Annotated in this window: 20 protein-coding genes; 1 reads left to right on the forward strand and 19 read right to left on the reverse strand. The window is 63.8% G+C overall.

Translation table 11 applies throughout. The annotated features are described in order from the left end of the window. Positions 1 to 2 precede the first annotated feature (2 nt). Both MUB46_RS05925 and MUB46_RS05930 read right to left on the reverse strand, forming a co-directional pair. The gene (locus tag MUB46_RS05925) at positions 3 to 809 is read right to left on the reverse strand and encodes an SDR family NAD(P)-dependent oxidoreductase (RefSeq protein ID WP_261614952.1); all 807 of its coding nucleotides are present in this window, start codon (positions 807 to 809) and stop codon (positions 3 to 5) included. An 11-nt stretch (positions 810 to 820) separates the two neighbouring features. Continuing rightward, positions 821 to 1888 (reverse strand): ABC transporter ATP-binding protein, encoded by a 1068-nt coding sequence (locus tag MUB46_RS05930; protein ID WP_315902710.1) that lies wholly within the window; start codon positions 1886 to 1888, stop codon positions 821 to 823. A 240-nt stretch (positions 1889 to 2128) separates the two neighbouring features. Here MUB46_RS05930 and MUB46_RS05935 point away from each other — a divergent pair, with 240 nt between their 5' ends. Further along, positions 2129 to 2959, forward strand: coding sequence for an IclR family transcriptional regulator (locus MUB46_RS05935; RefSeq protein WP_261614953.1), 831 nt, complete (start codon positions 2129 to 2131; stop codon positions 2957 to 2959). A 49-nt stretch (positions 2960 to 3008) separates the two neighbouring features. On the opposite strand, the gene MUB46_RS05940 is transcribed toward MUB46_RS05935, so the two are convergent. From MUB46_RS05940 to MUB46_RS06020, 17 genes are all read right to left on the reverse strand, one after another. Continuing rightward, positions 3009 to 3893, reverse strand: coding sequence for a formylglycine-generating enzyme family protein (locus tag MUB46_RS05940; protein WP_261614954.1), 885 nt, complete (start codon positions 3891 to 3893; stop codon positions 3009 to 3011). Between the two features lie 299 nt (positions 3894 to 4192). Beyond that, the gene (locus MUB46_RS05945; protein ID WP_261614955.1) at positions 4193 to 5512 is read right to left on the reverse strand and encodes an L-fuconate dehydratase; all 1320 of its coding nucleotides are present in this window, start codon (positions 5510 to 5512) and stop codon (positions 4193 to 4195) included. Between the two features lie 179 nt (positions 5513 to 5691). Further along, complete coding sequence (locus MUB46_RS05950) at positions 5692 to 6441, reverse strand: SDR family oxidoreductase (RefSeq protein WP_261614956.1); 750 nt, start codon at positions 6439 to 6441, stop codon at positions 5692 to 5694. Between the two features lie 475 nt (positions 6442 to 6916). Then, entirely contained in the window at positions 6917 to 8788 is a 1872-nt protein-coding gene (locus tag MUB46_RS05955; protein WP_261614957.1) for an adenylate/guanylate cyclase domain-containing protein, read from the reverse strand. A 473-nt stretch (positions 8789 to 9261) separates the two neighbouring features. Then, positions 9262 to 10023: a gamma-glutamyl-gamma-aminobutyrate hydrolase family protein gene (locus MUB46_RS05960; protein WP_261614958.1), complete on the reverse strand. Its 762-nt coding sequence runs from the start codon at positions 10021 to 10023 to the stop codon at positions 9262 to 9264. A gap of 45 nt (positions 10024 to 10068) precedes the next feature. Beyond that, entirely contained in the window at positions 10069 to 11046 is a 978-nt protein-coding gene (locus MUB46_RS05965) for a glutaminase (protein WP_261614959.1), read from the reverse strand. A 26-nt stretch (positions 11047 to 11072) separates the two neighbouring features. Then, entirely contained in the window at positions 11073 to 12017 is a 945-nt protein-coding gene (locus MUB46_RS05970; protein ID WP_261614960.1) for an alpha/beta hydrolase, read from the reverse strand. Positions 12018 to 12027: 10 nt separating this feature from the next. Next, positions 12028 to 13275 (reverse strand): YlbE family protein, encoded by a 1248-nt coding sequence (locus MUB46_RS05975; protein ID WP_261614961.1) that lies wholly within the window; start codon positions 13273 to 13275, stop codon positions 12028 to 12030. Beyond that, positions 13272 to 14036, reverse strand: coding sequence for an SDR family NAD(P)-dependent oxidoreductase (locus tag MUB46_RS05980; RefSeq protein WP_261614962.1), 765 nt, complete (start codon positions 14034 to 14036; stop codon positions 13272 to 13274). The genes MUB46_RS05975 and MUB46_RS05980 overlap by 4 nt, the downstream gene beginning before the upstream one ends. A gap of 42 nt (positions 14037 to 14078) precedes the next feature. Further along, positions 14079 to 15467, reverse strand: a complete 1389-nt coding sequence (locus MUB46_RS05985; RefSeq protein WP_261614963.1) for a glutamine synthetase family protein — start codon at positions 15465 to 15467, stop codon at positions 14079 to 14081. Positions 15468 to 15592: 125 nt separating this feature from the next. Beyond that, on the reverse strand, positions 15593 to 17224 hold the full coding sequence (locus MUB46_RS05990; RefSeq protein WP_261614964.1) for a flavin-containing monooxygenase: 1632 nt from the start codon (positions 17222 to 17224) through the stop codon (positions 15593 to 15595). 160 nt (positions 17225 to 17384) lie between these two features. Further along, positions 17385 to 18758, reverse strand: a complete 1374-nt coding sequence (locus tag MUB46_RS05995) for a glutamine synthetase family protein (RefSeq protein WP_261614965.1) — start codon at positions 18756 to 18758, stop codon at positions 17385 to 17387. Continuing rightward, a complete protein-coding gene (locus MUB46_RS06000) occupies positions 18755 to 19846 on the reverse strand; it encodes a hypothetical protein (protein WP_261614966.1) in 1092 nt (363 codons plus the stop codon). The genes MUB46_RS05995 and MUB46_RS06000 overlap by 4 nt, the downstream gene beginning before the upstream one ends. Beyond that, the gene (locus MUB46_RS06005) at positions 19846 to 20889 is read right to left on the reverse strand and encodes a branched-chain amino acid ABC transporter permease (protein WP_261614967.1); all 1044 of its coding nucleotides are present in this window, start codon (positions 20887 to 20889) and stop codon (positions 19846 to 19848) included. Before MUB46_RS06005 ends, MUB46_RS06000 begins: the two co-directional genes overlap by 1 nt. Beyond that, complete coding sequence (locus tag MUB46_RS06010; protein WP_261614968.1) at positions 20886 to 21785, reverse strand: branched-chain amino acid ABC transporter permease; 900 nt, start codon at positions 21783 to 21785, stop codon at positions 20886 to 20888. The genes MUB46_RS06005 and MUB46_RS06010 overlap by 4 nt, the downstream gene beginning before the upstream one ends. Before the next feature lie 2 nt (positions 21786 to 21787). Next, positions 21788 to 22501 carry an ABC transporter ATP-binding protein gene (locus MUB46_RS06015; protein ID WP_261614969.1) on the reverse strand — a complete coding sequence of 238 codons (714 nt, stop codon included), beginning with the start codon at positions 22499 to 22501 and terminating at the stop codon, positions 21788 to 21790. Further along, complete coding sequence (locus tag MUB46_RS06020; RefSeq protein WP_261614970.1) at positions 22501 to 23667, reverse strand: ABC transporter substrate-binding protein; 1167 nt, start codon at positions 23665 to 23667, stop codon at positions 22501 to 22503. Before MUB46_RS06020 ends, MUB46_RS06015 begins: the two co-directional genes overlap by 1 nt. Positions 23668 to 23669 lie beyond the last annotated feature (2 nt).

Raw genomic sequence — 23669 nt, forward strand, 5'->3', positions numbered from 1 at the left:
GCCTACTCGTCCCAGAGAGCCGTCATGGCCAATCGGCAGGACATCCCGCCGTCGACCAGGATCTCGGTACCCGTGATGAAACCGGCCTCGTCGCCGACCAGAAACATCACGGCACTGGCGACATCCTCGGGCGTGCCGATGCGGCCGCAGGGATGCAGGGCGCCTGCCTTTGCTTTCAGCGTCTCGGGATCGGCGTCGGGGGCTTTGACAGCCCATCCGCGCAACAGCATCGGCGTTTCGATTGCGCCTGGCGACACCAGGTTGATGCGAATCCGATCGGGAGCCAGATCGAGGGCGAGCGCCCGCGTCGCCCCGACCAGCGCCGACTTCGACGCGACATAGTCCGACCGTCCCGCCGTGGTGATGTGTCCATGGATGGACCCGATGGTGACGATCGAAGCGGACCGGGCCGCCCGCAGCAGCGGCAACACTTGCGAGATCACGAGGAAGACGGATGTCACGTTGACATCCATCACCTTTCCGAAGCGCTCGGGCGAGAACGCGTCGAGCCGCTGGAAGCTGTCGATGCCGGCATTGTTGACGAGGATATCGAGATGGCCGAACCGCTCCTGCAGGATTTCACCGGCCCGCGCGATATCCGTCTGCGAGGAGACATCCGCCTCCAGCGCCAACATGCCCGCAAGGCCGTTGTCGGATATACGTGCCCGCGCGCGCTCCAGCCCGTCGCCCGCCCGACCGCATATCGCGACCCGAGCGCCGGCATCGTGCAGGGCCAGGGCGGTCGACCAGCCGATGCCGCCGGTGCCGCCGGTCACAAACGCGGTCTTGCCCGCAAAACCCGATGACATCCGACGCGCCATCACAGTCGCTCACCGGTGGCTTCGTCGAACAAGAGGATGTCTTCGGGATCGGCCGATAGCCGGATGGTCTCATCAAGCGCGGGACGGATCGTTCGCGGCAACTGGCAGACCAGATCCTGCCCCCCGAAACTGGTGAACAGAATGGTTTCGACACCGGTCGGCTCGACCACTTTGACCGTCGCCGACACTGCACCTTCGGGATCGATGCGCAGATGATGCGGGCGGATGCCGAGTACGACGCCCCGACCATCCAGGTCATCGGACAGCGCCGGCAGTTCCAGCATGGCCCCGTCAGGCAACCGCACACACATGCCCTGTGCCTGACGCGTGGCCTGCCCCTCGATCAGATTGATGGCGGGCGAGCCGAGGAACCCCGCCACGAAGGCGTTTCTGGGGTTGTCGAATAGTTCAAGCGGCGGCCCGGCCTGTTCGATCTTGCCGCCGTTCAAGACGATGATCCGGTCCGCCATCGTCATCGCTTCGATCTGGTCATGCGTCACATAGACCGTCGTTGCCCCGATGCGCTGATGCAGATCACGGATTTCGGCGCGCATCTGCACGCGCAGCTTCGCGTCCAGGTTCGACAGGGGTTCGTCGAACAGGAACACGCTTGGGTCGCGGACCATCGCCCGCCCCATCGCAACCCGTTGGCGCTGGCCGCCGGATAGTTGGGCCGGATACCGGTTCAGCAGCTCCTGCAGCCCCAGGGTCCTGGCCACCTGTTCGATCAGGCTGACAGCATCGGCCTTCCTGACCCCGTGCATCTTCAGGCTGAAGCCCAGATTGTCGCGAACGGTCTTGTGCGGATAAAGCGCGTAGCTTTGGAAAACCATCGCCAGATCACGCTCGCCGGGACGCTTGTGCGTCACATCGTTGCCGCCGATGTGTATTGAGCCGCGATTGACGGTTTCCAGGCCCGCGAGCATGCGCAGCAAGGTTGACTTGCCGCAGCCGGACGGCCCGACGAGCACACAGAACTCGCCATTCTCGATCGTGAGATCGATGGAAGAAATGACCTCCAGGTTTCCAAAGCTCTTGGAAACCCCCCGTATTTCAATGCCCGCCAAACGTAGCCCCCCGGATACTCTTGAGTTCGTATACGAACTTTTGTTAATATATGAAGCAAGGCGTCAGGCGGGTCAATAGTCTTGGGAACCGAAAACTAGATGCAGGGGTGGATGGACGTTCGTCCCGCATCCCCGGCCCCGCATAACCACGGCGATGGCGGGCCAGACGCGGCTGGACAGAACCAAGGATCGCGGGCAGAAAGAGGAACGTTTCCGAGAGGCTTTTGCGACCAGACCGGCGTGGCAATCGACGCGCTCTTCGGAATGCTGCCCTGGGAAGAAGCGGATTACGGCATGACAGCAAAAAGCAGTTCGACCGCTCCGAAGTACACCGCACCGGCCCTTGAGAAGGGGCTTGATATCATCGAGTTCCTGGCCGGCTATTCGGAACCCAGGAACACAAAGGAAATCGCGCAGGGGCTGAACCGCTCGCGCAGCGAGATCTTCAGGATGATCTGTGTGCTGGAGCGGCGCGGGTATCTCGAGAAGGCACCGAACGGCGATACCTACGAGATCACCGATAAGCTTTTCTCACTCCGGCGCAAACGCTCGTTTGCCGAGCAGATCGCGGAGATCGCGTTGGCGAAAATGGAAAGTTTCTGCCAAGCGACCGGCCTTTCCTGTCACCTGTCCCTGCGAACCGGAAACGAGATCATCGTAATCCTCAGGGTCGAACATCCCGAAAACCTGAACGTATCCGTTCCGATCGGGCATCGTCGGCGGCTGATCGATTCACCATCGGGCTGCTGCATTCTCGCCTACTCGGACCCGTCCGTTCTGGAGGCGGCGATCGAAGGAAACCGCTCCAGCCTGGCCAAGAAGGATATCGCTGCGCTGGAGCAGAGATTGGCCCAGATCCGGAAGGTTGGATATGCGGTGGTCGAGGACAGCTTTGCTGTCGGTGTAAGCGGCATATCCGCGCCGATCGTCAACCAGGTGACGGGCCGATGCGACCTGGCTTTGACCACGACCATTCTGCAAAAAGTGTCGGACCCTTCCACCGACCTGAAGCATGTCGCGGGCGAGCTGGCGCGCACGGCCAGAGAAGTCTCACAAGAGCACTACGTCTGATCGGGGCATTCGAAGGACGGCCGGCGCGGGCTGCGGCCTGGCGGCAATTTCAGGCGGGCCAGACCAGACGGAACCCCTGGTGTGGCGTCGCCGTGTCCGGCGAGGTGCCCGAACGGGCCGCGATCCTGTACCGATAGCAGTAACTGCGGTGGCACAGAAAGGAGCCGCCTTTCAGGAGCTTGTATCCCTGCATCTCCGCCAGCCGCTTTTTCACGGAAGACTTGAGCGACCTGATCTGGAACGTGTCCTGCGTCCACTCCCAGACATTGCCGACCACGTTGTACAGCCCGTATCCGTTGGCTTCGAACGACCGCGCGGGCGCTGTGGCAAGATAGCCATCCGCCGCGGTGTTGGAATGCGGAAACGGCCCCTGCCAGATGTTGCAGGGAAAGTATCCCGTATCATCCGGCTGCCGCGTCCCCCAGGGAAAGGGAACATCGCCCTGCCCTCCGCGCGCCGCATGTTCCCATTCGGCTTCCGTCGGCAGCCGGCCTCCGGCCCAGGCCGCAAACGCCTGCGCGTCGTTCCAGGACACCTGAACAACCGGATGATCGGGGTGCCAGCATGACGTCCGGGACCCCGGCCCATTGATATCGCGCCAGTTCGCTCCCGCGACGATGCGCCACCACCCGAGACCGGGCACGGGTTCCGACTGCTCCTTCGGCGCGAGGGTGTGAAACACGAACGACCATCCAATCCGTTCGGCTTCCGTCCGGAAACCGGTCGCGGCCACAAAGGCCTCGAACTCGGCGTTGGTCACCGTCGTGGCACCAATCAGGTACGGCGCGACCGTCCGCCGGCGAACCGGCCCTTCGCCATCATTCGGGATCCCTTCGGAGGCGGTCCCGACGAGCGCGCGTCCACCCGGGATCGCAACGCGCTCCATCCGGTCCGGCGGGCCGACCTGACCGGACCGCTCTCCCGCCGGTTCCATTCGGGCCGCACCCGCCCGCGACGGGCTGCAACAGGGCCTGACGTCTTTCGGAGCATTTCTGATCATGCGTGAATCCGATCTCCGTTCCGCATCGCGGTGACGTTCATCAGACGCCGAGCCTGCGGAGCCAGCCGCTCCAGCCCCCTACCCGGGTCCCGCGTATGCGCCGCAACGGTTTGCGGCAGACTTGCCCGGGAACGTCAGCCCCCCATCCCTGCCGTCGAAAAGACAAGCGCCGGTTTCGTCGCCGCCAAGGCCGGCGGGGAGCCTGGTCCGGGGAGACCTCCTCTCGTCCTTGCCTACTCCGCACCGACGCGACGGGACGCGCCGCACTCTGTGACCACGGTCGGCTGGAACCGGAAATCACGCATCGTTTCGGGCTTCATCTCGATCGAGAAGCCGGGCGCGTCGGGCGCCCGGTATGCCCCGTTCGTCACCACGCAGGGCGTTACGAAGTGCTCGTGGAGGTGGTCGACATATTCGATGCGCCTGTCGTCCTTCTCGCCGGTGATCGCCACATAGTCGATCATCGATAAGTGCTGCACGTATTCGCACAGCCCCACCCCGCCGGCGTGCGGCCAGACCGGCAGGCCGAACTTGGCCGCCATCAGCTGCACCGCCAGGACCTCGTTCAGGCCGCCAAGCCGGCAACTGTCGATCTGAACGAAGTCGATCGCCTGGTTGGCGATGAATTGCTTGAACAGGATGCGATTCTGGCACATCTCGCCGGTGGCCACCTTGATCGGCGCGACCGACCGCCGGATCTTGGCATGGCCGATCACATCGTCGGGGCTGGTCGGCTCCTCGATGAACAGGGGCCGCGCGAAGGCGAGTGCCCTCACCCAGTCGATGGCCTGATCCACCTCCCAGACCTGGTTGGCGTCGATCATGATGTTCATGTCGTCGCCCAGTTCTTCGCGCGCGATGGTCAGGCGGCGTATGTCGTCCTGCAGATCGCGCCCCACCTTGAACTTGGTATGGGTGAAGCCAGCCGCCTTCGCCTCGCGGCATAGCCGGCGCAGCTTGTCGTCCGAGTAGCCCAGCCAGCCGGCCGACGTCGTGTAGCAGGGATAGCCTTCGGCCTCGAGCCGGGCGATACGCTCCGCCTTGCCGGGTTCCGCCGCGCGCAGGATCTCCAGCGCTTCTTCCGGGGGCAGTACGTCGGTCATGTAGCGGAAGTCGACCAGTTTCACGATCTCGCTCGGCGACATCTCCCCGACGAACCGCCAGACCGGTTTGCCGGCCTCTTTGGCCAGCAGATCCCACATCGCATTGACCACGGCGCCGGTGGCGAGGTGCATCGCGCCCTTGTCCGGTCCGATCCAGCGCAGTTGGCTATCGCCCGTGACATGGCGCCAGAAACGGCCCATGTCCTCCATTACCCAATCCAGATCCAGCCCGACCAGCAGGGGACGCAGTGCCTCGATAGCGGCAACGCAGACCTCGTTGCCGCGCCCGATGGTGAAGGTCAGGCCGTGCCCCTGATGCGCGCCGTCCGTTTCCAGCACGACATATGCGGCGGAGTAATCCGGATCGGGGTTCATCGCATCCGATCCGTCCAGCACATCCGAGGTCGGGAACCGCAGGTCGTGGGTCTTCAGTCCTGTAACGCTCACCATCGGCCCGCCCCCTCGTTCCGCTGCTGCACGCCAAGGCCCGCAACACCCGGTTCCAATGCATCACCGGTGTCGAAACGGGTCCCGGGGTCCCGCTCGACGCCCACGCACGGTCGCGCCCCGATCCTTCCGCACCCGAACGGCCGCATCACTGTCGTCTCATCCTTCGGATCTTCCGTGGCTCAAACCGTCCAGCCGCCATCGATTGCATAGGCTTGACCCGTGGAGTAGGCGCTGTCGTCGCTGGCCAGATACAGCGCCAGCGCCGCGATCTCCGCGGGTGTGCCAATGCGCCCCATGGGCTGACGGCCAATGAAATCCCCGAGCGCCTGTTCGTAGTCGCCGGTGGCGCGCAGGCGTTCGTGCAGCGAGGGGCTGTCGACCGTGCCGGGGCAGATCGCATTGCAGCGGATGCCCTGGGTCACGAAGTCGGCGGCCACCGACTTGGTTAGCCCGATCACCGCGGCCTTAGAGGCGCAATAGGCAAATCGGTTGGACACGCCCTTCAGCGAAGAGGCGACCGAGGACATGTTGATGATCGACCCGCCGCCCCGTTCGATCATCGCAGGCAGGGTCAGCCGGATCAGCCGAAACATCGATTTGGCGTTCAGTTCGAAACTGAAGTCCCAGTCGCCTTCGTCGCAATCCAGGATACTGCCATTGGCGACGTAGCCGGCGCAGTTGAACAGCACATCCAGCGGCGGAAAATCCGCCGCGGCCGCGTCCACCGCTTCGGCATCGGTCACGTCGAGTTTCAGCACGGTGATACCCGGAACGGCTCGCAGCTCCTTCAGAGCGGCATCGTTGATGTCGCTCGCGATCACATGCGCCCCTTCCTGGGCGAACAGCTCTGCCGTGCTCCGTCCTATCCCCTGCCCGGCGGCGGTTATCAGCACCTGCTTTCCGGCCAGACGGCCCGTTCGTTCAGTCATTGTCCACGTCCGTACGAATTTCCTGTTCCATCATCGAGCCACCTTGGTCGCTTGCGCGATACCAGCGGCTGTTCGATCGTGCGAATAGGGAGGCCCGAGCCGATCCACCGGGCGCCCGCGCGGGCATTCACCCGTTCCCCGGTGTTCCAGCCTCCACCATGTTGCTTCGCAACTCCGATCGCGATCAAGTTTATATATAAATTTATTTTTGCATATGATTCAATACCCCTTCCTCGGACTGATCGTGAGGCCGTCCCACGTGGCCGCCGAAGGTAGATACGGGATATGAAGCGGCGCGGAATGATGGCCCTGAAGCGGGTCGTCAAGAGCCGTCTTCAGGACTGACAAACCCGGCTCTCGTCGGCTTGGCGGAGGACAGGAGCCGAGCGTGTCGCCGGCTTTCGGCCCATTGCGGCGCCAGCGCGGCCATTGAGTGGACATGTCGCGAATGACGGCTTCGAGCGCAACGCCGGTGTCATCGCAAATCACCGGCCGCGGTTCGAAGGCCATCCATATAGCGGAACAGATCGTTCGGGTCAGCGTATGGAATGCGGGCCTGCTCCTGCAACAGGGTGAAGTCAGGTTTGCGCGCCAGCACCTCCTGGTATTCCCAGCCCGCATCGTCCAGGCGGCCGAGATGGGCGTAGGTCGAGGCCAGCAGCAGTCGAGCGGGAAGGAAGTCGGGATTCTTCTGGAGTGCCAGCAGCAGCGGCGCGACAGCCTCCTCGAACCGGTCGAGATGAAAGAGCGCCATCGCCTTGTCGTAGAGATAGTAGAAAGGATGGTTCGGATCGCGAACCATCGCGTTCTCGATCGCGGACAGGCCCTCCTCGGGATGCCCGGCGAAGACGTAGGTGATGCTGATCATCGCGTAGGCGTCGGCGTGGTTCGGCGCGATCTCCAACGCCTTTTTGAGAGCCGCGATAGCCTCTTCGTAGTGCCGCTGCGAGCGCAATGAGACGCCGCGCGCCAGATAAGCCTGATGGACGTCGGGATCGAGTTTGAGCGCACGGTCGATAAGCTGGTCGACCTCTACTAGGTCCTGTTCGGGTGTCGCCGACCAGCCGAACTGAACCGACAACGCCGTGGCGAACGCGAGGTTCGCGGGCGGCTTCGCATAGTCGGGATCGATCTGTGCCGCGTCCCGATAGTATTGCTTGGCTTCCTCGATGGCCGGAGGCGAAAACCGCGCAAAGCTCAGATTGCCTTTCAAATACAGGTCGTAGGCCAACGGCTTTGGAAAATGCGTATTGTCGGTAGCGGCCCTATGCTGATCCGTTTGCTTGACCGGCAGGCGCGGCACGATACCGTCCAGGATGTCGCCGGCAAGCGAGGCGAGCGCATCACGGCTGCGATTGTAGGTCTGCAGCCAAAGCGTTTCGCCGGTCGCCGTATCCACCAGCTCGACACTGATCCGCAGCATGTCGTCAATGCGGGCAAGCGTCCCTCCCACGACGAAGCGGGCGCCGCCGTTACCGCGGGCGAGCACGGCCGACGGGGAGTTCCCCTCGCCCCCGACGTCGCGGCTTGGGGCTATGACCATCAGATCGGACAGATGCGTCAGTGCCGCGGTTATGTCCTGACTGATCCCAGTCGCAAAATACTGATCTCGGGAGTCGTCGCCAATTATACTCAGTGGCAGGACGGTTACCGTCGGACGGCCCTCTGACTTGGCGAGCGCATCCTGCCGGACAGGGTCGCGGTTGGATGGAGCCAGATAGAGGTAGGCAACGAAGGCCCCACCAACGATTATCGCGGCACTTGCAGCCCTGATTGCAATTCGGCGCCTGTACCCCGGCACGGAAATTCCCGCTGCGGTCTTCCTTTGGGCGCCTCCCTCCCGCAGTCGATACACGCGGATCGGCTCACGGATGTTCTTAACTGCCTTTTTGCCGAGCGCGTCGAAAACGACCGGCAGTTTCGCGTGAAGTTGATCATAAACGGCGCCCGAGACGAAGATCGTGTTCGGTTCGGCAAGCGTCTCAAGCCGTGCGGCGACGTTCACGCCGTCGCCGTGGATGTCGTCACCATCGACAATAATATCGCCGAGATTGATGCCCATGCGCAGCAGGATCTTCTCGGCGTCGGGCACTTCCGCCTGGTCGGCGATAAGCCCGGCTCGGACGGCGAGCGCGCATTTGGCGGCACCGACCACACTTGAGAATTCCGCCAGCACGCCGTCGCCCATCAGCTTGACGATCCGCCCGCCATTGGCGTCGATCTCGGGCCGAACGATGCGATCCAGTACCGCCTTGAGGCGTTCGAGGGTTCTCGCCTCGTCCTGCCCCATCAGGCGCGAATAGCCGATGACATCGGCGGCTAGTATCGCGGCGAGCCGACGCTCCACCCGGTATTCTCCCCACTTCTGACCACTAGGGTCACCGCCGGACAATCTTAACCGACTGAGGAAATCGGCAGGAGTCCGAAATACACCGGTTGCGAGATTACGGCGGGTTGGCTTTGCATCGAGAGGCTCATGCGGACACATGGGCTGCGAGCGCGGACGCGCCGCCGTGGGCTGCCGAAGAACTGGAAGCCCTGGTCGGTGAGCTGCGCCACCGCGTCCGGTTTGAAATCGTCGCCGAGCCGGCTGTGCCCGTCATAGCCCCCTTGCCTCAATATCCGGGAAGAAGGCGGCTACCAATTCTTCGGCTATTCAATCGTGTCAATCGGTAGCCAAAGCCGTCCCCTCGGTCACGGATAGCCGGCCAAGGCGGGGTGGTTTCCACGGCGCGCAGCCGGATCACACCATGGGCCCAGAAAGCGACCGTCGAGCCGCATAACGCTCCGACCGGCTGTTGCCCGCGTCGAAGGGTCCGCTCATCCCTCGATCGGAGCGTCCTCGCGGCAAGCGGCAAGGAAGGCGTTCAACAACGGGTAGAGATCCTCGACCGACGCCGCCGGATCCTCGGGGTGCCACTGGACGCCGAGCAGCCAGGCCCCATCGGTATGCTCCACCGCCTCGATCACACCGTCGGCCGCCCGAGCACTGGCCCGCAGCCCCTTGCCGAGCCGCCCGATGGCTTGATGATGGCCGGACAGAACCTGTCGCGCGTCCGTCCCCATGATATCGGCCAGCCTGCTGCCCGGCAGGACCTCGACCTCATGCCGGACCATGATGGCATTGTCCGACGTCGCATTGTGCAAGGTCGGCTGCCCGAGATCCTGAATCAGTGTGCCGCCATGCACCACGTTGATCAGCTGCAACCCGCGGCAGATCCCGAAGACCGGCAGCTTGCGAACCAGCGCGGCGGCGATCAGTGACGCCTCGAGCTCGTCTGCGGCCCGATTGACGCCGTAGAGCGTGTCGGTGTTCGCCTCCTGGGCGTATAGCGTCGGGTCGATATCGGCGCCGCCCAGCACGACCAGGCCCGCGATATGCTCCGACAGCAGGCCGCTGGCAGGCGCCTGAGACACGGACGCCTCGATAAAACGCACCTCGGCCCCCAGCGCCCGTAAATGGCGCATGGCGTTTTCGGCCTCGGCGCTCAACGCATCGCAGACCATCGGACTGACCAAGGGAGAGGCCAGTGAAGCCGTGACCAAAACCACAGGGCGGGACAAATTCGGAGGGTTGAGCATGAGGATATCTTGCAGAGGCGTTGAGGGGTCAGAAGGAGCGCAGAATCAGAACACCGACCAGCACATTCGGCGCGACAGAATGTCCAGCGCCTCGATGCCGAGCAGCGAATTGCCCTGTGCGTTTAGGCCGGGCGACCAGACCGCGATCGAGGCCACCGCCGGCACGATGGCGAGGATTCCGCCGCCGACCCCGCTTTTCGACGGGAGGCCGGTACGGAACGCGAAATCGCCCGACCCGTCGTAGTGGCCACAGGTCATCATCAGCGCGTTAACCCGACGGGTCCGTTCTTCCGAGACCACGCTATGGCCGGTGGCGGGATTGCGCCCCCGCGCGGCGAGAAAACGCCCGGCCATGGCCAGCTGTCGGCAGGACATGGCGATGGCGCAATGATGCACATAGACCCCCAGGACATGCTCGGGGTGGTTGGTCAGATTCCCGAAGGAACTGAGGTAATTCGCGAGCGCCGCGTTGCGATAGCCGGTGGCCTTCTCCGCCTGCGCCACGACCGGGTCGATGGCGATCCCGTCGTCTTCGGCCACGAAACGCAGAAAGCGCAGGATTTCGCCGATGGTTTCTCGCGGCGCGCGCGCCGAGGACAGCAGCGCATCGGCCACGACCAACGAACCGGCATTGAGGAAAGGATTGCGCGGAATGCCGCGCTCATACTCCAGGAGAACGATGGAGTTGAACGCATCCCCCGAGGGTTCGCGCCCGACACGACGCCACAGGCTGTCGCCCAACATGCCCAGTGCGAGGGTCAGCGTGAACAGCTTCGAAATGCTCTGGATCGAGAAGGCCTGCTCGGCGTTTCCGGCCGTGAAGACACGGTTGTCCACCAGCGCCACGGCGATGCCGAAACAGGCGGGATCGACGCTTGCCAGGGGCGGGATGTAATCGGCTGGAAGACCACGTTCAGCTCGGCCGGACATGTCGCACACGATCTCATCCAGAACAGCCTGAAGCCGCGGGCCGACGATCTCCGCCGACCCGGCGGCTAGAACAGGGCCTTCCCGGTCGATCATGCCCAAGCGCCCGGCATCGGGGACCGTCAGAGCAGCCGCGCCAGTGCGGACCCGGCCTCGCGCAACGAGGCGTCGGCCTCGTCCAGAAGGCCACGCAGCGAGCTGAAACCGTGGATCATGTTGTCGTAATGCAGGTGCACCACCTCGCCCCCGGCCTCGCGGAGCTTCTCGGCATAGGCGACACCCTCGTCGCGCAACGGATCGTAGCCCGCTGTGATGACGATGGCGGACGGCAGCCCGGCGTGATCCTCCGCCAGAAGTGGCGAGGCCAGTGGATCGGCGGCATTACCGTCGGGCCCGAGGTAGCTCGCGGTATAGAAGGGCATCGAATTCAGAAGATAGCCCCGGGAAAACAGCCGCGCCGAGTCGGTCTCGTTCAGCAGGTCGGTCACTGGGTAGATCAGCAATTGCGCCTTGATCGCCGGGCCGCTGCCGTCCCGCGCCATCAGGGTCAGCGCGGCCGAGATGTTGCCTCCGGCACTATCCCCGCCCACCGCGATGCGGGCCGGATCAACCCCGAACTCCGCCGCCCGCGCGACAATCTGCGCGACGGCGGCGTGGGCGTCCTCCACGGGCGCGGGGCACCGCGCCTCCGGGGCCAGCCGGTAGTCGACCGAGATCACCGCGACGTTGGCGGCCTCAGCAAGAACGCGACAAACTGAATCATGGGTGTCGATGTCGCCCCGGATGAAACCGCCGCCGTGGAAATAGACCAGGCAGGGTCGGTTCTCGGCGGCAAGACCGGCCGGAACATAAAGCCGCGCCGACAGGTCGCCCGCCGGGCCCGCCAGGACGATATCTCGCGTCTCGGCCATCTCCGGCGCGGGGCCGTCCACCGCGCTCATGTCGCCCTTCCACTCGGCCCGGGCCTCGTCCGGCGTTTGCTCCTCGACCGCGGTGGCATCCGGGTTCTCCGGAACCGCCAGGATCTCCTTCAGTTTCGGATGCAGCTTGTCATTGATATCCGTCATGATTGCCTCCTCAATCGCCATACCGCGCGGCATACAGCTCCGCCGCCTGCCGGAAACAGTCCATCGGAGCCGAGACGACGCCGGCGCCGATCTGTCCCCCGCCCTTGCCCGCAATGCCGATATCCATCACCGGCAGGATCCCGGTTTTCAGTACCTTGAACAGGTCGATCCCGGTCGGGGTGCCGCGATAGCCGAACGCCGCGATCTTGTAGTCGGGGTTCTCGCCCTCGACGATGTCGTACAGCGTCTCGTTCCGGGCCATCATCGCGGCGTAGCTGCCGCCCTGATAGGCCTGCAGCGTGGGGGCCCCGCCCTGGGCGAACCCGCCCAGACCGATGGTCTCGGTAATCGGGCTTTCCCCGCCCATCCAAGTAATTTCAGAGGCGTCGTGCCCGTCGAAGAGCTTGGCCTCGACCGAGGCATGCGGGCCGCGGATCCAGCCGTCCAGACCGGACACCCGGATCGAGAACTCCCGGCACGAAAACGCCATGGCGGTGACAATGGACGCCCCTTCGACACCATGGGCGAGATCGGCCGACACCTTGGCCGCCGCCATCGACAGCCGCAGGAAGAAATAATGATCCTCCGTCAGCAGCTCCACCGTCTTTTCCACATGGCTGCCGAGTTTAGAAAACAGCCTCAGGAAACCCGGCGTAAGTTCGCGGGCGAACATCAGGGACGCCGCCGTATTCCGCGAATGCAGCTCGTCCCCCATGTTCAGCGCCCGGATCATCAGCGGCTTCAACGGAACGCCGCCAATGTCCCGCACCGTTTCGGCCAGAGTCGGAGCAAGGATCGTCTCGACCATCTTCAGCTGGCGATGGACGGTCTCATCGTAGGTGCCGTAGTTCAGCCGCTTGCGCGACTTGCCTTCGTACATGTTGCAATAGGCCCGGCGACCAGTGGCACGGTCCTCGACCACGAATACCGGCATGGACGGCGTGTAGATGCCCGCAAGCGAGCCGACACAGGCATGGTCCTGGCAGGCGCCGACGGCAATCCCGCCGCTGTCGAACAGCGCGATCGCCTCCTCGCGGGTGCCGGCCCAACCCTCGTAGAGAGCGCCGCCGATCAGCCCTTCCCGCTGGCCGCCTTCATAGTCTTCCCAAGGCAGCGGCGCGCCGGAGGTCAGGACGATCCGCCGGTCCATCCCCGGCACCACATCGCGAGCGGGGAGGATGTCGACGAGCACAGGCTCGGCTGCGGTCATCCGGCGAAACGCCTCGGCATTGGCGGCGGCGCGGTCGATCCCGGTCATCGCGCGGCCACCCCGCCGTCAACGAGCAGCGTGGTGCCCGTGATGTAGGACGCGCGCGGCGACAGCAGGAATTCGACAGAATCCGCAATCTCCTCGCACTTGCCGAAGCGGTTCATCGGGATCTCGGCCTTGAGCCGGGCAACCACCTGTTCTTCAGAGCCGCCCCAGCCGATCGCCTTCATCGACTCAGACAGAGGCAGGGCAAGGATGAAGCCGGGGGCGATGGCATTCACCCGTATTCCCCGTTCGGCCAGCTCACAGGCGAGATACCGGGTATAGGCCTGCAGGGCCGATTTCGACGCGCCGTACATCGAGGCGCCGGGCAGCCGGCCGAGCCATGCGGTGACGCTGGAAATATTGATGATCGCGCTGTCCGCGCTCATGTGCGGCACCGCCGCCTGACAGACCCGGGCCGAGCCCGCCACGTTGACGTTCCAGACCATGCCCATCTGATCGTCCGTCACGGTTTCGATCGGCGTATGGCGCACGATCCCATGACAGTTCACGACGCCGGCCAGTGACCCGCCGCCTATCTCGACCGCCGATTGCACGCAGGCCACGACACTGTCGCTGTCCTGCACCTCGACCTGGTGCAGATAGACTTCCGCCGTCCCGGTCCGCCCCAGCGCGCCGTTCTGTGACGGGTCGATATTCAGGTCGGCCGCGACCACCTGATAGCCCTCGGCGGTCAGGCGCTCGTTGATCGCCGTACCGATGCCGCCGGTGCCTCCGGTCACGAGGACGGTTTTCTTTGCTGTCATATCTGTCTCCTTGAAGGACGCATGGGGGGCGGGCCCCGGTGCCTAGATGCGTTCGAAGTATCGGGTGAGTTCCCAGTCGGTGACGGTCTCCTGCTCGAAAGCATCGAGCTCCTGACCGGCGAAGTTGACCAGGTGCTGGTGAACCTGGTCGCCCAGCGACGCGCGCACGGTCTCGGCGGCGGCGAATTTGCGAATGCTCTCGCCCATCGTCACCGGAACCCGCGGTAGCGCGGGGTTGAGATAGGCGTTGTCGTCATAAATCTCGGGCGTGGCCATGCCTGCCTCGATGCCGTCCAGGCCGCTGGCGATCACACCCGCGAGTGCGAGATAGGGATTGGCGTCCGCACCGGGGATGCGGTTCTCGACACGGAAGTTCGCTCCCTCGCCCACCAGCCGAAAGCCGCAGGTCCGGTTGTCCTTCCCGACCACCAGCTGCACCGGCGCGAAGCTGTCCTTGCGGTAGCGCTTATAGGAGTTGATCGTCGGCGCGCTGAGCCAGCAGTACTCCGCCCCGCCCGCGATCATGCCGGCGACGAACGCGCCGAAGCGCTCGGACATACCGCCCGGTCGTGCCGGATCGTGACCGGCGGGCGCACCGCTGTCCTTGTCCCACATCGAGATGTGGACGTGACACGAGGAGCCCACCTCATCGATGAACGGCTTGGCCATGAACGTGGCGGAATACCCCTGCTGACCGAGGATCTCCTTCACCCAGGTCTTGTAGAGGGCATGCCGGTCGGCCATCTCCAGCGGATCGCAGTATTTCAACGCGATTTCCTGCTGGCCCAACCCCCATTCGGTCTTGGCGTTCTCGACCTCGATGCCGACCGCTTCCATGTGATCGCGCAGACACTGGAGGAAGGGTTCATCCAGGCTGGATTGCAGCACGTGGTAATCCGCCCGATACCGCGACGTAGGCGTCAAATCGCGGTAGCGCCGGTCCCAAGCGTCTTCGAAACTGTTGCGGAAGGTGAAGAACTCCAACTCGGTGGCGCATTTGAAACCGATGCCGAGCTTCGCCGCCCTGTCGATCTGACGCTTGAGGATATTGCGCGGCGCGATGGGCAGATCCTCGCCCTGCGCCGTCACCGCGTCGCACAGGCAGAAGGCGGTGCGCTCATGCCAGGGAAGAATACGGAAGGTCGACGGATCCGGCCGCAGCGTGAAATCCTGAAAGCCCTTTTCCCAGCCGGTCAGCCGGTAGCCTGGTCGCGGGTCCATATCCATGTCGGTGACGAACAGGTACACCGACGACGCGAACCCTTTCCCGCCGCGCAGCGCGTCGAGGAAGTACTTTGCCGTTAGCCGCTTTCCGACGAGCCGCCCCCAGATGTCTGGCAGGGCGCAGACCACCGTATCGATCCCGCCCTCGCGGATCGCCTGCTCCAGTCTCATGATATCGGGGGCCTGGGTGGTTTGACCGCTGTTCATGGTGATGTCCTCCCCTGTATCGCTTCACACATCTGGCTACCTGTCCGGCGGCCGCGACACGGCCGCCTCCAGACAGGATGTCTGGAGTTTATTGGGTCCGGCCCGGACGTCGGGCCGGACCGGTCCTATTTGAGGAGAAATCCCGAATAGCCCGCCTTCGCCGACTGTTGGCAGGCCTTGAGGTATTCCGGATAATCCATGTGCGAAACGAACTTGCGCGGCTTGCCCGGTACATTGGCGCCGACGTACCAGGAGTTCGCCAGCGGGTAGATCGAGGCTTCGGCCATTTCGGTCAGACGTTCGGCCCACTCCGATTGCGCGGCCTTGTCCGCCTCGATGGTCTCGGCCCCTGCGCGCTCCATGTGCGCGATGCAATCGGCGATCCAGTTCACGTTGTCTTCGGCGAGTACAACCATGTTGGCCAGACCGGCCGGGCTGCCCGGACCGTTCACCAGGAAGAGGTTGGGGAAGCCGGCCGTGCCGATACCGAGCCAGGTTTCCGGCCCGTCCGCCCAAGCCTCGCGGAGCGATAGTCCGTCGCGCCCCCGGATATCGATCTTGAGCAGCGCCCCGGTGATAGCGTCGAACCCGGTCGCGAACACGATCACGTCAACCGGGATCTCCCCCCTTTCCATCAGGAGACCGCCTTCGGTGATCTCGATCAGGTTGTTCTCCCGCAGGTCGACAAGTTCGACATTGTTGCGGTTGAACATCTGGAAATAACCATTGTCGACACACAGACGCTTGGCGCCGATAAGGGTGTCGGGCATCAGGTGGTCGGCGAGACCCTGATCCATGACGATCTGGCGGATCTTCTTGCGGACAAATTCCGCCGCCGTTCCGTTGGCCTCGACCGAAGTATAGAGATCCCCGAACGCGGCCGTGAAGCCGAGGCCGCCCATCTCCCAGCGTTCCTCGTAAATGCGGTCGCGGGTCTCCGCATCGACGTCCAGCGCAGAGTCGTCGCAGACGTCGATCCCGAGGTTCGAGCGGTTCTTGCGCGCCCGGGCCCGGATCGCATCGTAGTTCTCGAGAACCTCTCTATGCTCATCGTCGCTCAGCGGACGGTTCTGCGAGGGGACCGAATAGGCCGGTGTGCGCTGGACAAGGTAGAGCTTCTCCGCCTCCTTCGCGAGTTCCGGCGAAACCTGCGCGCCGGTCGAACCGGTCCCGATCACGGCCACGCGCTTTCCCTTTACATCCGGACCACCCTGGGCCCATTGGCCGGTGTGGATGGACACGCCCTTGAAGCGGTCAATTCCCTCCACGCGCGGAAAGATAGGCTCAGACAGCGGACCTGTAGCCAGGATCAGGAAGCGGCAGTCGACCTTCTCGCCGCCGTCGGTTTCGACATGCCAGCGGTTCGTCGCCTCGTCGAAGCGGGTCGCGGTCACTCGGGTGTCGAAGGTGATGTATTCGCGCAAGTCATAACGATCGACAACATGGCGGAAATACTTCTGCAGCTCAGGCTGAGCCGAATATTTCTCCGGCCAGCGCCACTCCTGCTGCAACTCCGGATCGAAGCTGTAGGAATATTCATAGCTTGGAATGTCGACGCGGGCGCCGGGGTAGCTGTTCCAGTACCACGTTCCGCCGACGTCGCTGCCAGCCTCGAAAAGGCGGACGGACAGACCGCGCTGCCTCATCTGGTAAAGAGCGTAGATGCCGCCGACACCGCCGCCGACGATCACAACGTCGCAGCTTTGAGGGATATCCCGGCCGTGTTCGCCGACCAGCACGCTTTCGGTTTTTGGCATAAGTACTCCTTGCCGTGCGCCAAGCTCCTGGCGCCGGTTCTGTCTTTTTCGGCCCTGGTTCTAATGGTCTATTTTTTAGACCAATAATTTTAGCTATTCAATCCCGGCTGCGGTGCGCGGCGCCACCTCGCAGTTTTTCCTTTGGTTTTCAGGATTTCGGTTAACTGGTCTCGAAGTATCGTCGGAGCTCGAAGCTGGTGACCTCGCTGGCCAGCCAATCGTTCCAGTGCTGCAACTCGACTCGCCTCGAGGCGGCGTACTGGTCGACAAATTCGGCGCCGAAGTAGTCGCGACAGAACTCAGAGGCGGCAAAAACCTCCGTCGCATCGCCCAGGTTGTCCGCCAATCTCGGGAAATTCCCCGCCTTGACCGCATTGCCCTGAGCCGCGCGCTGCGGCACCAGCGTCCGGTCGATCCCCAGATGCCCACCTGCGAGCATCGCCGCGACCGCCAACCATGGGTTTACGTCCGCCCCTGGCACACGATGCTCGATCCGGCAGGCATTGGGCGTCGGATAGGTGATGACGCGCAGAGCGGCGCTGCGGTTGTCGTACCCCCAGGACACATTCTCCGGCGCCCAGGCCTGCACGCTGAAACGGCGGAAGGAATTGACCGTCGGTCGGAACAGAACACCGCAATCGGAAAGCCCGGCCAGAAGGCCGGCCAGATACTGTCTGCCCACCAGCGAGAGATCATCGCCCGCCTTGGGATCGTAAAAGGCGTTCTCGCCATCCTTCCAGACGCTCTGATGGACGTGGCCGCCGCAGCCGGACTCATCGGTCTTCCATTTCGCCATGAAGCTCGGGACCAGGCCGCGTTCGGCGCAAAGCTCGCGGAAATAGGTCTTGGCCCGGGCGGCGTTGTCGGCGGCCTGCATCGCCGGTGCCGGCGCCAGCGCGAACTCCACCGCGCCATAGCCCAGCTCGGTATGAAAGACCTCTACCGTGATGCCGATACTGCGCATCCGGCGGATGAATTCGGCCCCGAGTTCGCGCGCCTCTTCCGCCTGGGTCAACCGGTAGGCGTTGTGCATCCGTCCCAGAGACGTCAATTCGTGATGACGGTTCTCCGCGAGGACCCCGCGATCGGCATGAAAAATGAAGGCCTCAAACTCCATGCCGAACATCGGCGTGTAGCCGGTCTCCTCGAACCGCTCCGCGACGCGGCGCAGGACACTGCGCGGCGACAGCGGAAACTGCGTTCCGTTCGGATAAACCACGTCATAGAGCACCGCCGCCATTCCGTCGCGCCAGGGCAAACGGATCGCCGTGGACATATCAGGCACTCCCAACGCATCGGGAAAGCCGTTGTCGTAGGAGCTGTGTTCCGACTCCCAGACATCGTCCGCCGGCGTGAGCTGATAGAGCACAGTGCAGACAGCGCTCTTGCCCCCGGCCGCGACCTTCTTCGCTGAGACGAATTTGCCCCGAAGGGTCCCGTTGAGATCGGGGACCTCCATCTGCACCAGATCGATCTCACCGGAGACCATTCCGTCGAGCGCAATCTTGTTGAGCGGGATCGCCTGTTCCGTCATCTTCCCCCCTCCTGCTCCGCTTGTGCGCGGCCGCCGAGCCGCTGGGGGGGCGTCGCCCCAACCCTTGCATAGATCTCGTCCGGCACCAGCGCGGGGTCCTTGTAGACATACCAGGTGCACTTGCCGCCCTTGCGGGACGCAGGCCAGACCGGAGGTTCCACCACCCGGGTCGGGTAGCCGAAGCGCCGTATCGGCATGCGCTCATTCAGCTGGCAGCAATGCACGCAGTAGAGGCAGACGCCCTTCTTGTTCCACGACCAGTCGTATTCCTTCTGGGTGACCCCGAGGTTCCAGGGGGCCTCCATCCTCGGGCCACCGCCGGTGTCGGGATCGTCGCGCATGGTGCGTCCACCCGATCCGCAGGGATCGAACCGGATTGCCCAGCGGTCCTCTTCTTCCTCGATTTCCAGAGCGCCGGATCGGCCCGGGCCTGTCAGATGCCCGCGGATCCCCTCGAACGCATAGTGCATCAGAAGATCGAAACTGCGCGGCCAGGGATGGTTGTCGATGTCATAGCGGACGTAATAGTCGTACATCGGCTGCATCAGTACATCCCAGAGCTCGCCGGTGATCTCTTCCCCGAGAAGCCGCGCGGCGGCGTCAACCCAGAAATAGACCCCGTCGCACAGCCGATCATGTGTGTCTCGCCAGATCTCGCGGGCCTCGTCGAGCATACGGGGGTCGCCGCCACCCGCCGCCGCAGCGGTGGCGAACGTCTCGATCAAAGCCCTGTATCGGTCCCAGCCAGCGGCCGCGTCGAAGGCATCGCCACTCGCACCGTCCCAGAGCTCCCGCAAACGCTTCGTTTCTGCGGCAAGTGTCTCTGCCGGGATCCCGCGCCCGGCAATGAAATCCGGAATTTCGTCGCACCAGGCGGTGAAGAGTTCATAGGCCTCCAGCGCCTCCGTCACGGTATAGCGTGCCAGCTCCGCCGCGTCCGTGCCGCGCCCCTCACCGAGTGCGATCTCGGCCAGCGCATAACTCGAAGCGGCATGGTCGGCGTAATCACCGGCGCGAACCCTTGCGCCGATCGTGGGGTGATAGACGAGTGGTCCCGCGTCCGTCCGTTCGTTGGGATTCATCGTCATCACGCCACCTCCAGTGCGGTCTTGCGCACCTTCCGGCGGTACCAGACATCATCCACTTCGTTCGAGCCCATCAGCCCGGACGGGCGGAACGTCATGGACAGCACGATGATCAGGCCGAGGAAGAAACCGGTCAGACCGAACATGTCCGGCAGCTCCATCCCAGCGATGGTCGGGCCGCTTTCGAGATAGCGCATGAGCTCTACGCCGACGGTGACCATGACGCAGCCCAGCACCGAGCCGGTCACGCTGTGCATCCCGCCGAGGATGAGCATCGCCAGCGTCAGGAAGGTCAGGTCGAAATAGAAGCTCTTCGGACTTATCGTTCCCACGAAGAGCGCAAAGAGCGCTCCGGCGATAGCCATCAGAAAGGCGCTGAGCATCCAGGCGGCAAAGCGCAGTTTGCGGATACGCACGCCAACCGCGCTTGCCGCGGCCAGATCTTCGGATGCGGCACGCAGCTGCAAACCCCACTTTGAGTCCCGGAACACCCGAGCCGCCACGATGGCGAAGACGGCGGCGGCGACGGCCCAGCTCAGCGTGGCCGCAACCGGGATCCCGTAGAAGGCCCGCGGACCACGGGTTAGATCGACCCAGTTCACCAGCACCACATGAACCACGACGAGGAACGCCATCGTCGCGATGGTCGCGGGCACACCGTTCTGGCGCACCATCATCACCCCGACGAGGGAGGCAATCGCGAGCGTGACGAGAACCGCCACGATCACCGCCACCACCGGTGATATCTGGATCGTATTCAGCCCGAAAGGCGCGGTGGCCAGGGCGGTCCGCTTGATCGCGATGGGCGTTGCGAGGATCGCAACCACATAGGCCGAGATCCCCATGAAGCCGACATGGCCGAAATGGGTGATGTCGGAATTCCCCATGAAGACCTGCAGCCCCACCACAACGATCAGGTTGACGAGAAAGGTGAAGAATAGACGCTGATGATACGGTTCGGCGAAGGACGCGACGAGAATGCCGGCAAGGATGACGACAGCCGCCAGTACCAGCGTCCCGGACAGAGTGCGTTTATGAATCTTCATGATTTCTCTCCGAAATCCGGACGCTCACCAAGGATGCCTTGGGGACGGACCAACAGGAGCACGCCGACAGCGGTAAAGATGAAGGCATCCCGGAAACCCGCCATGTAATCGGGCAGGATGACCTGGAGCATGACCTCGGATATCCCCAAGGCGAAGCCGCCGAGCACGGCGCCGGGCAAGCTGCCGAAACCGCCGATCACGGCCGCGACAAAGGCTTTGAGTACCGGGGTGAAGCCCATGAAGGGATCGACGGCGCCGCGGCGGGCCAGAATAAAGACGGTGGCAAGTCCCGCCAGGAAGCCCGAGATGGCGAAGGCCGTGGTGACGACGCGGTCAGCGCGAATCCCCATCAGGCGCACCGTGCTCACATCCTTGGCGGCCGCTCGCATCGCCATGCCGATGGTGGTGCGGCGCAAAAAGACGACCAGAAGGGAAATCGCGACGACGGTCACGGCCGTTTCCAGGATCTGGACCATCGGAATGCGGACCGAGCCGATGGTGATGTTGGTCATCAGGAAATCGGCGGTTGGTACCGGCTTAGGACGGGTGCCGACGAAGATCAGCGCGATGTTCTGGATCAGGATCGAGATCCCGAAGGCCATCAGCATGCCGGTCGTGGGCGGCGCGCCCCGCACCGGCTTGAACGCAACCTTCTCCAGGAAGACGGCGAACAGAACGACGGAGAGCACGCCTACCGGCAGAAGCATCACCGGGTTGGAGAGCCCGAGATAGACGACCACCAGGAACATCGCATAGCCGCCCACGGTGATCAGATCGCCATGGGCGAAATTCACCAGCCCCATGACGGAAAAGACGATGGCCAATCCCAGGGCCAGAAGCGCGTATTCGCCGCCCAGGCTGAGCGCGTTCAGCAATTGCTGCAGAAGGTAATCCATGCTCAGTGCGCCTCTAGCCCCAGGTACATTTCCATCACGTCGCCGGTTTCGCGCAGCTCTTTGGCGGTGCCTGCGAACTGCAACGCGCCGCTCGCCAGGACAAAGGCCCGGTCGGCAAATTCGAGAACATCGCCGGCATTCTGCTCGACGACCAGAATGGTCAGCCCCCATTCCCGCAACTTCACGAGGAACTCGAAGATCTGATCGACGATGCGGGGGGCGAGCCCGAGCGAGGGCTCGTCGAGCATCAGCAGCTTCGGGCGCGACATCAGCGACCGAGAGATCGCCAGCATCTGCTGTTCGCCGCCCGACATGTATTTCGCCGCCGAATGGAAGCGCTCCCTCAGGATCGGGAACATCTCAAGGTATTTCTCGGTATCTTCGGCGATCCCGTCATGGTCTTTGCGTGTCGCCGCGCCGAGGCGCAAGTTCTCCGCCACGGTCAGGTCGGCAAAGACCTTCCGTCCCTCGGGCGTCACCGTCATCCCCCGCCGAACGAGGGCTTCGGTCGACAGGCCGGTGACATCTTCGCCGCGAAACGAGGTCTGCCCGCCGGCCTTCGGAACCAGCCCGATCAACGCCGAAATCAGGCTGGATTTCCCTGCGCCGTTCGGGCCCAGCAAGGTGACGATCTCCCCTTCGGAGACGTCGATACTGACGTCTCTTACGGCCCGGATAGGGCCGTAAGAAACCGATATGCCGTCTGCCGTGAACATTACGGCTGCGCCACCCAACTCGGGATGATGCTCTGCACCGGCGTGAAGGCGCCGTCCTTGACCTGAATGATCACCATCTTCTTCAGGGGCGTGCCGTTCTGGCCCTTGTAGGTGATGGAGTCGGCGACGATGCCCTTCATCCCGTCGATCTCGCGGATCGCCGCGTTGATCGCCGAAGGCTCGAACGAACCTGCGGCCTCGGTCGCCGTCTTGACCACTTCGACCGCCTCGCCGCCGAGACCGAAGAAGATGTTCTGGACGGTATATCCGCGCGCGGTGCAATCCTCGTAGAACGCCTTCAGGGCACTGCCCTCGGACGGGAACCCGTGGGTGGAGAATGTGGCGAGACCGGCCCCCTTCCCGGCCACCTCGATGAAGGACGGATCGTCAAACCCATCGGTGCCATAGACCGGGATGTTCACGTCTGAACTGGCCAGCGTACGGACGAGAACGCCTGCATCGGGCACCAGGATAGCGGCGAAGATCATATCCGGCTGTTCGTCGAGATTGCGGATCTCCGTAACCTGCGGGGTATAGTCGGCCAGCCCGTGGTGATAGGCGACGCGCCCCACGATCTCGCCACCCAGCCGCTCGAAGGCCTGGGCGAAGTATTCCGGCGTCAGCAACGAGTAGGCACCGACGTCGTGGGCGATCATGAGAACCGCCTTGCGATGCCCGGCGGCATAGGCGGCCTCGGCTGCAGCGGCGGCCGAGGCATTGTCACCATAAGGCACGAGATAGCCGTTATCGGGCGCTGCCTGGGGGAAGGCCGGCTGGGTGGCACCGACCGCCAGGACCGGGATGCTCTGCGCCATCGCCATGCCCGCGATCGGGATCAAGCCGTCATCCGTCGGCGGGCCAAGCAGGACGTCGGCGCCCGCGTCGATCAATTCCTGCGCCACGTTGGCGGCGGTGACCGGATCGCTCTTGGTGTCGCGGATTTGCAGTTCGACAGGCTTGCCGTTGATCCCGCCCGCCTCGTTGATCTGGTCGACGCGGCAGGACACGCCGTCGGGGCTGTCATAGGGCGCATAGGGTCCGGTGACGGCGGCGGCATAGCCGATAACCAGACCGTCATCCTCGGCTACGGCCGGCACGGCCGCGGAGGCAACCAGCGCAGCGCTGGCCAGAAGGGCGGGAAGACATTTATTCCGAAGTTCAGACATTG

It is taken from the genome of Microbaculum marinisediminis (assembly GCF_025397915.1).
In the GTDB taxonomy this organism is placed as follows: domain Bacteria; phylum Pseudomonadota; class Alphaproteobacteria; order Rhizobiales; family Tepidamorphaceae; genus Microbaculum; species Microbaculum marinisediminis.

Excerpts from the sequence above, each read along its gene's own strand:
- MUB46_RS05925 (WP_261614952.1), bottom strand. The coding sequence starts at position 809 with ATGTCATCGGGTTTTGCGGGCAAGACCGCGTTTGTGACCGGCGGCACC.
- MUB46_RS05940 (WP_261614954.1), bottom strand. The coding sequence starts at position 3,893 with ATGGAACCGGCGGGAGAGCGGTCCGGTCAGGTCGGCCCGCCGGACCGG.
- MUB46_RS05945 (WP_261614955.1), bottom strand. The coding sequence starts at position 5,512 with ATGGTGAGCGTTACAGGACTGAAGACCCACGACCTGCGGTTCCCGACC.
- MUB46_RS05950 (WP_261614956.1), bottom strand. The coding sequence starts at position 6,441 with ATGACTGAACGAACGGGCCGTCTGGCCGGAAAGCAGGTGCTGATAACC.
- MUB46_RS05960 (WP_261614958.1), bottom strand. The coding sequence starts at position 10,023 with ATGCTCAACCCTCCGAATTTGTCCCGCCCTGTGGTTTTGGTCACGGCT.
- MUB46_RS05965 (WP_261614959.1), bottom strand. The coding sequence starts at position 11,046 with ATGATCGACCGGGAAGGCCCTGTTCTAGCCGCCGGGTCGGCGGAGATC.
- MUB46_RS05970 (WP_261614960.1), bottom strand. The coding sequence starts at position 12,017 with ATGACGGATATCAATGACAAGCTGCATCCGAAACTGAAGGAGATCCTG.
- MUB46_RS05975 (WP_261614961.1), bottom strand. The coding sequence starts at position 13,275 with ATGACCGGGATCGACCGCGCCGCCGCCAATGCCGAGGCGTTTCGCCGG.
- MUB46_RS05980 (WP_261614962.1), bottom strand. The coding sequence starts at position 14,036 with ATGACAGCAAAGAAAACCGTCCTCGTGACCGGAGGCACCGGCGGCATC.
- MUB46_RS05985 (WP_261614963.1), bottom strand. The coding sequence starts at position 15,467 with ATGAACAGCGGTCAAACCACCCAGGCCCCCGATATCATGAGACTGGAG.
- MUB46_RS05990 (WP_261614964.1), bottom strand. The coding sequence starts at position 17,224 with ATGCCAAAAACCGAAAGCGTGCTGGTCGGCGAACACGGCCGGGATATC.
- MUB46_RS05995 (WP_261614965.1), bottom strand. The coding sequence starts at position 18,758 with ATGACGGAACAGGCGATCCCGCTCAACAAGATTGCGCTCGACGGAATG.
- MUB46_RS06000 (WP_261614966.1), bottom strand. The coding sequence starts at position 19,846 with ATGACGATGAATCCCAACGAACGGACGGACGCGGGACCACTCGTCTAT.
- MUB46_RS06005 (WP_261614967.1), bottom strand. The coding sequence starts at position 20,889 with ATGAAGATTCATAAACGCACTCTGTCCGGGACGCTGGTACTGGCGGCT.
- MUB46_RS06010 (WP_261614968.1), bottom strand. The coding sequence starts at position 21,785 with ATGGATTACCTTCTGCAGCAATTGCTGAACGCGCTCAGCCTGGGCGGC.
- MUB46_RS06015 (WP_261614969.1), bottom strand. The coding sequence starts at position 22,501 with ATGTTCACGGCAGACGGCATATCGGTTTCTTACGGCCCTATCCGGGCC.
- MUB46_RS06020 (WP_261614970.1), bottom strand. The coding sequence starts at position 23,667 with ATGTCTGAACTTCGGAATAAATGTCTTCCCGCCCTTCTGGCCAGCGCT.